This window comes from Gemmiger sp. (assembly GCF_057431175.1).
The window spans coordinates 52,745-59,652 of sequence record NZ_DBMDDV010000018.1 but is presented as its reverse complement, the minus strand read 5'-3'; the positions used below and the strand labels follow the sequence as shown (position 1 = coordinate 59,652).

Genomic DNA, 6,908 nt, shown 5'->3' with positions numbered 1-6,908 from the left:
TGGTATATAAAAGGCAACTGTTTTTTCAATACAGCCGCCCATCGGGGTGCGATACAAGCAAGTTGCTATCCGATGGCCTCAAAAACAAATTGTACTACGATGGTTTTTGAAAAGTTCTGTATCACTACTCGCACCAAACGAAAAGCCCCGAACTTAGGTTCGGGGCTTTTCGTTTGGTCTTGCGGTGAAGAGGATTTGAACAGGGCGACGGCGCCGCAGCGCCGGGGCAAACTGTCCTGCGGACAGTTCGCCAGCCTGCGGGAAAATCCCTTCATCCGCACCAAAATCCTCGAACGTTAGTTCGGGGATTTTTTGCTGCATATGAATTGTGGCGCCAAGCGGCGGGGTGAAGGCACCCCCGTCCTGTAATTTCACAGTAAACTGTCCGCACCACGAATACACCTATTTCGCTCATAAAAACAAATTTTAATATTTTTTTACATCGTCCCATCGCAAAAAACGACGTGTTTCTCTGGCTGGTACAACTGTCCGTATCTTGCAATCTGCACATTTTGCGGTATAATGTGGATTATTACGCAAAAGCGGTCTGTGCGGGCGGCTTTTGCACGCTGGGCGCACCCTGCAAGCCGTGCCCGGCGCAGTATAAAAAGGGAAGAGGAATTTGTATGAACCAACTCACGAAAGCGGCCAAAGCGGTGGCTACCCGGTATAATCAGACCAGCCTGATTCTGCGCATCACCGTCGGCCTAGTCGTCGGTGCGGCGCTGGCGCTGATTTGCCCCGGCGCGGCATGGATCGAGGAACTTGGCAACCTGTTTGTCGGCGCACTGAAAGGCATTGCCCCGGTGCTGGTTTTCGTCATTGTCGCCAGTGCGCTGGCGCAGGGCTCGTCCAAGCTGGACCGCCGCTTCGGCACGGTCGTTTGGCTGTATATGCTCACCACCTTTGTGGCGGCGGCGCTCGGCGTCGTGACCAGCAAGCTGTTCCCCCAGACGCTGGTGCTGGCCGAGGCTGCTACTGCGGACGTGATTCCCCAGGGCTTGGGTGACGTCATGCACACGTTGCTGGCGAACATCGTCTCCAACCCGGTGGCGTCCATCATGAACGGCAACTACATCGGCATCCTGATGTGGGCCTGCCTGTTTGGCCTGGCTATGAAGCGCCTGGGCAGCGACACCACCAAAAACTTTATGGCCAACACGGCGGACGCGGTTTCCACCATTGTGCGCTGGGTCATCAACATGGCTCCCTTCGGCATCATGGGCCTGGTGTTTACCAACGTGGCGGACAACGGCCTGTCCATCTTTACCCAGTACGGCCGTCTGCTGCTGTTGCTGGTGGGCACGATGCTGTTCATGGCGCTGGTCATCAACCCGTTCATCATCTTCATCTACCTGCACCGCAACCCCTACCCGCTGGTGTTCCGCTGCCTGCGTGAAAGCGGCCTGACCGCCTTCTTCACCCGCAGCTCTGCCGCCAACATCCCGGTCAATATGGCCTTGTGTGAGAAGCTGGGGCTGGACAAGGACATTTACTCTGTCTCCATCCCTCTGGGCGCGACCATCAACATGGACGGTGCGGCCATCACCATTACCATTATGACGCTGGCTGCAGCCAACACGCTGGGCATGGATGTTAGTGTGCCTGCCGCCGTCCTGCTGTCCGTCATGTCCGCACTGGGCGCGTGCGGCGCTTCCGGCGTCGCGGGTGGCTCGCTGTTGCTCATCCCTATGGCATGCTCGCTGTTCGGCATCTCCAATGATATCGCTATGCAGGTCGTCGGCGTCGGTTTCATCATCGGCGTCATTCAGGACTCCGTCGAGACTGCGCTGAACTCCGCCGGTGACGTGGAGTTCGCCGCCACCGCCGAGTATCACCAGTGGCTCAAGGAGAGCAAACCTCTCCCGGCATTTATGGGTGGAAAGTAAGAGATACATTAAATAAGTACAGCCCCGGTTTCGTCAGCAAAACCGGGGCTGCATTTATGTCAGAGAAAAAAAGGAAAGTCTCGCGGCGGCAGAGGATTACCGCCGCCTGCTGCCCCTACTTTGTTATTCGAAATTTGTGCCGCCCTTTTTGGGAAAAATAAAATTCAATAATCAACAGTAGATTTTGTTCTATGTACGTGGAGCGGTAATCAGTATAATATCTGCGGGGTGCTTGGGGGAACGCTCTGAATGACCAGCATCTTTTGTATCGCGGTGCGGTAAAAGTTCGGTACGGCAAAAAGAAAAGACCTAAGAACAAACGTTCTTAGGTCTTTTTCTTTGGTGCGGATGAAGGGATTTTCCCGCAGGCTGGCGAACTGTCCGCAGGACAGTTTGCCCCGGCGCTGCAGCGCCGTCGCCCTGTTCAAATCCTCTTCACCGCAAGACCAAACGAAAAGCCCCGAACCTAAGTTCGGGGCTTCCGTTTGGTGCGGATGAAGGGATTTGAACCCACACTCTTTTAAGGGAACTAGAACCTGAATCTAGCGCGTCTGCCAGTTCCGCCACATCCGCATATTCTGTTGACCACCGTGTTCCGGCGACGTGTATTATTATAGCCAAATGCCACGTAAATGTCAAGCATTTTCGGCAAAAAAATCAAAACTTTTTTATATTTTTGTGAACAACTGCAAAATTAACGTAAAATCGTCAAAACAAAACGTGCTGCCGCTTGCTTTTGCGCCATAACCTGTTATAATATTAGCAATGACTAGGGAGGTGCGACACTTATGTGGACACGTACACTTTTAAAAAATAACGCCAAGCAGGCACTCAGGGGGCGCTACTGGCGCAGCTTTTGGATCTGCCTGGCCCTCAGCATTGCAGGACTGGGCGGGGCAGGGGCCAACAGCGGCAGTGCAGCGCATCAGGCTGTCAGCACTGTTACGGATGACACGACGGCCTATGACATTGTCAACAGTATCCCCGACAGTATGCTGGGGGCGATCCTCGTCGGTATGCTCATCGGCTCTATTGCCGCGCTTTGCTGGGCACTCTTTGTCGTCTACCCGCTCAACGTGGGCCGCTGCCGCTATTTTATGGAGAGCCGCCAATCCCTGACCCCGGCCTCCACTGTCGTCAGCACCTTCCGCCGCCCCTACGGCAACCCTATCGTGGTGCAGCTGCTCACCAATTTAAAAGTCACGCTGGGCTACATCCTGCTCATCGTGCCGGGCGTCTACTGGTCGTACTGCTATGCGCTTGTGCCTTACCTGCTGGCTGAAAATCCCTACATGACCGCCACCCGCGCCATGGAGCTGAGCAAGGAAATGATGGAAGGCGAAAAGTGGAACTACTTCGTCCTGCAGCTGTCCTTCTTTGGCTGGCTGCTGCTCTGCGCGTTCACCCTCGGCATTGGCGGTTTCTTCCTGGAGCCGTATATGCAGGCCACCTACGCCGAGTTTTATGCCGCCATGCGCAGCAAGGCCCTTGCCACGGGTATGTCCACCACCGATGAACTGGGCGGCTTTGTGCGCCATGATACCTTTTAAATAGAACTATGCTATACCGCCGCAGGAACGGGCCGAAAAACCGTTTCTGCGGCGCTTTTTGTCGGAAAGGGGCGCAAGGTTTCACACATCTTCAAACCATTATCGCAAAATTATCACATTTTAAAAGTATAATAGAGGCAACCAATGTAAAAAGGGAGTGTGTGCACTTTGATCGAAGTAGAGCATCTGACAAAGCGCTACGGCGGCCACACAGCGGTGGATGATATCAGTTTCACCGTCGAGGATGGCTGCATCTACGGCTTGCTCGGCCCCAACGGCGCGGGCAAGTCTACCACCATGAATATCATCACCGGCTACATTTCCGCCACCGACGGCACGGTGAAAATCGACGGCCACGACATTGCCGATGAACCTGCCGCCGCGAAAGCCTGCATCGGCTACCTGCCGGAGCTGCCGCCGCTGTACCAGGATATGACCGTGCAGGAATATCTGCTGTTTGTGGCCGAGCTGAAAGGTACCCGCAAGAAAGCCGACCGCGCCGCCGCGGTGGAAAAGTCCGCCGCCCGCGCGGGCTTGCAGGGGATGGAGCGCCGCCTCATCCGCAACCTGTCCAAGGGCTACCGCCAGCGCGTGGGCATTGCCGCCGCGCTGCTGGGCACGCCGAAAGTCATCATCCTTGACGAGCCAACCGTCGGTCTGGATCCGGCGCAGATGATCGAGATCCGCTCCCTCATCCGCGACCTGGGCAAGACCCACACGGTCATTTTGTCCAGCCATATTTTGAGCGAGGTCCAGTCCGTCTGTGACCGGGTTCTCATCATTGCCCACGGCAAGCTGGTGGCCCAGGGGACGCCGGAGGAACTGGCCGCCCAGCTGACCGCGAAGGGAACCATCACCGCCACGGCTCAGGGCAGCCGCGATGCCGTTGTGGCCGCTGCATCCGCTGTGCCCGGCCTGACCGATGTACAAGTCACCGACGAAAAGGGCGGCGAGGTCAGCTTTACCGCCGTCAGCACTGCGGGAACAGACCTGCGCGGTGCACTCAGCCTGGCGCTGGCCCAGGCGGGTTGCCCGGTGCTGAGCCTGAGCGCCGAAACCATGAGCCTGGAGGATGTGTTCCTGCAGCTGACCGAAGCCCCGGACGCGGCAGGGGAGACGACCCCCGCACCCGAGACGCAAACCGAGGAAAAGGAGGCGAACGGCGATGACAGCAATCTTTAAGCGTGAGGTCAAAAGTTACTTTACCGGTATGATCGGCTGGGTCATAGCGGCGGTCAGTCTGTTCTTTTTGGGACTGTACTACACGAACCGCAACCTGCTCTACGCCTCGTCGGATTTCGCGTCGGTGCTCTACACCATGACGATGATCTTGCTCTTCCTGCTGCCGGCCATCAGCATGCGCAGCTTTGCCGAGGAACGCAAGAATAAGACCGACCAGCTGCTTCTGACCAGCCCGGTCAGTATCCCGGCCATCGTGGCGGGCAAATTTCTGGCCGAGGTCGCCGTGTTCGCCATCCCGCTGGCGGCGGCGGTGCTCATGCCGCTGATTTTAAAAGCCTTCGGTACGGTATCACTGGTGGCAGCGTACAGCGCCCTGCTGGGCTATGTCCTGCTGGGCGCAGCCTGCCTGGCCGTGGGTACTTGGATCTCGGCTTTGACCGAGAACCAGATTCTCGCCTACCTTGCCACCTTCGGTGCGCTGCTCGTCGCTTATCTGATGAACGGTATCAAAACGATGTTCACCACCGGCAACCTGCTGGCGTTCATCGTGTTCACCGTGGTGCTGCTGATTGCGGCCATCCTCGTGGGCGTCATCTGCAAGCGGCTGACGGCAGGCGCTGCGGTGTTCTGCGTCGGCGCGGTCGTGCTGTTCATCCTGTTCCAGCTGCGCCCAGCGTGGCTGCTGGCGGCCTTCAACGCCGTACTGTCGGCGCTGGCCCTGTTTGAACCCTTTGCGGACATCGTGGGCGGTATGTTCAGCATCCCGGCCATTGCCTACTATCTGTCCGTGATTGGGCTGTTCCTCTTTTTGACCGGGCAGGCGCTGGAACGCCGCCGCTGGAACTAAGGGGGCGATTGCTATGAAAAAATTGAACTTGAAACTCCCGCAGGGCGGCAGCAAACGCGCCCTGCACAGCGGCCTGTACGCAAGCGTGCTGGCCGCCGTGGCGCTGGTCGTGGTCATTCTGCTCAACCTGGTTATCCGCGCCCTGCCCACCAAATACACCCAGTACGATATTTCCACGACCTCGCTGTTTACCTTGAGTGAGACGACCGAGAACCTGCTGCATGAGCTGAACGCCGACGTGACGGCCTACTACCTGGCCGAGAGCGGGCAGGAGGACGACAACATCACCCGCCTGCTGGACCGCTATGCGGGCGAGAGCAGCCATTTCAGCTGGCAGCAGCGCGACCCGGTGCTCTACCCAACCTTCGCCCAGCAGTACGACGGGGCCTCCACCGGCAGTGTCGTCCTCGTCAGCGGCGACAACAGCGATGTGCTGTCCTATAACGATATGTACGAGTTGGATCTGGAGAGCTACTACTCCACCGGCAGCGCCAATTACAGCTTCCAGGCGGAAAACGCCATTACCTCCGGCATTGCCAAGGTCACGCGGGAGACGTCCTACCAGCTGTATGAGCTGACCGGCCACGGTGAGGCGGCGCTGTCCAGCGACTTTACCGACACGCTGAACAACGCGGGCGTCACCACTGCCGAGTTGAACCTGACCACGGCGGGCAGTATCCCGGCGGATGCCGCTGCGGTGCTCATCAATGCGCCCGGGGCCGACCTGACCGACGCAGAAACAACGATTTTGACTGACTACGTTGCAAACGGCGGCAAGCTGTTTGTGGCCACCGACTTTACCACCGACACGCCCAACCTGGACACGTTGCTGGCCGCCTGCGGCATGGCCCGCCAGCCGGGTCTTTTGATCGAGACGGACACCGACCACTACCCCTATGGCTACCCTCAGACCTACCTGCTGCCCACGCTGGCCAGCAACGAAATTACGGCGGGTGTGTCCCAGAATATGATGGTCTACACCCCCATCGCCCAGGGCATCACCACCGATGAGGACAGCGAGTTCAGCTTTACCGATCTGCTGACCACCGGCGACGCAGCCTACTCGATGGAGAACTACGCCACCGCCGAGACCGCCCAGAAAGCCGACACCGACCCTGAGGGCACCTTTGCTGTGGCCGTGGCGGCGGAGAACGTCACCACCGGCGCACGGGTCGTCTGGGTCAACTGCCCGAACCTGTTGCTGTCCAACATCAACCAGGCCGTCTCCGGCGGCAACGCGCAGTTTCTGGGCAGCGTCGTCAACTGGATGAATGGCGAACAGACGACCGCCGTCATCAGCGCTAAGAGCATGAGCGCGGCCTCGCTGAGCGTGCCGACCTCGGCCGCACTGCCGCTGGGCGTGCTGTTTACGCTGGTGCTGCCTATCATCTGCCTGATTGCGGGTGCGGTGGTTTGCGTCGTGCGCCGCCGCAGATAAGG

At 58.1% G+C, this 6,908-nt stretch carries 6 protein-coding genes and 1 tRNA gene; 6 read left to right on the top strand and 1 reads right to left on the bottom strand.

Going from position 1 to position 6,908, the window contains the following annotated elements; translation table 11 throughout:
* Window positions 1-300: hypothetical protein (locus ACZO0A_RS07995; RefSeq protein WP_486846198.1), on the top strand; the 300-nt coding region annotated here is incomplete at its 5' end.
* Between the two features lie 326 nt (window positions 301-626).
* Window positions 627-1,889 (top strand): serine/threonine transporter SstT, encoded by a 1,263-nt coding sequence (sstT, locus tag ACZO0A_RS07990; protein WP_486846197.1) that lies wholly within the window; start codon window positions 627-629, stop codon window positions 1,887-1,889.
* A 486-nt stretch (window positions 1,890-2,375) separates the two neighbouring features.
* On the opposite strand, the gene ACZO0A_RS07985 is transcribed toward sstT, so the two are convergent.
* Window positions 2,376-2,462, bottom strand: a tRNA-Leu gene (locus ACZO0A_RS07985).
* Window positions 2,463-2,677: 215 nt separating this feature from the next.
* Here ACZO0A_RS07985 and ACZO0A_RS07980 point away from each other — a divergent pair.
* The 4 genes from ACZO0A_RS07980 (at window position 2,678) to ACZO0A_RS07965 (ending at window position 6,906) form a co-directional block, all read left to right on the top strand.
* Window positions 2,678-3,439, top strand: coding sequence for a DUF975 family protein (locus tag ACZO0A_RS07980; protein ID WP_294781090.1), 762 nt, complete (start codon window positions 2,678-2,680; stop codon window positions 3,437-3,439).
* Window positions 3,440-3,607: 168 nt separating this feature from the next.
* Entirely contained in the window at window positions 3,608-4,621 is a 1,014-nt protein-coding gene (locus ACZO0A_RS07975; protein ID WP_294717984.1) for an ABC transporter ATP-binding protein, read from the top strand.
* Complete coding sequence (locus ACZO0A_RS07970; protein WP_294717985.1) at window positions 4,605-5,468, top strand: ABC transporter permease; 864 nt, start codon at window positions 4,605-4,607, stop codon at window positions 5,466-5,468. Before ACZO0A_RS07975 ends, ACZO0A_RS07970 begins: the two co-directional genes overlap by 17 nt.
* Before the next feature lie 13 nt (window positions 5,469-5,481).
* A complete protein-coding gene (locus tag ACZO0A_RS07965; RefSeq protein WP_294781086.1) occupies window positions 5,482-6,906 on the top strand; it encodes a Gldg family protein in 1,425 nt (474 codons plus the stop codon).
* Window positions 6,907-6,908: the final 2 nt, after the last annotated feature.

What these genes read in the sequence shown, in the direction of transcription:
- sstT (WP_486846197.1), top strand. Translation starts at nt 627, where the DNA reads ATGAACCAACTCACGAAAGCGGCCAAAGCGGTGGCTACCCGGTATAAT.
- ACZO0A_RS07980 (WP_294781090.1), top strand. Translation starts at nt 2,678, where the DNA reads ATGTGGACACGTACACTTTTAAAAAATAACGCCAAGCAGGCACTCAGG.
- ACZO0A_RS07970 (WP_294717985.1), top strand. Translation starts at nt 4,605, where the DNA reads ATGACAGCAATCTTTAAGCGTGAGGTCAAAAGTTACTTTACCGGTATG.
- ACZO0A_RS07965 (WP_294781086.1), top strand. Translation starts at nt 5,482, where the DNA reads ATGAAAAAATTGAACTTGAAACTCCCGCAGGGCGGCAGCAAACGCGCC.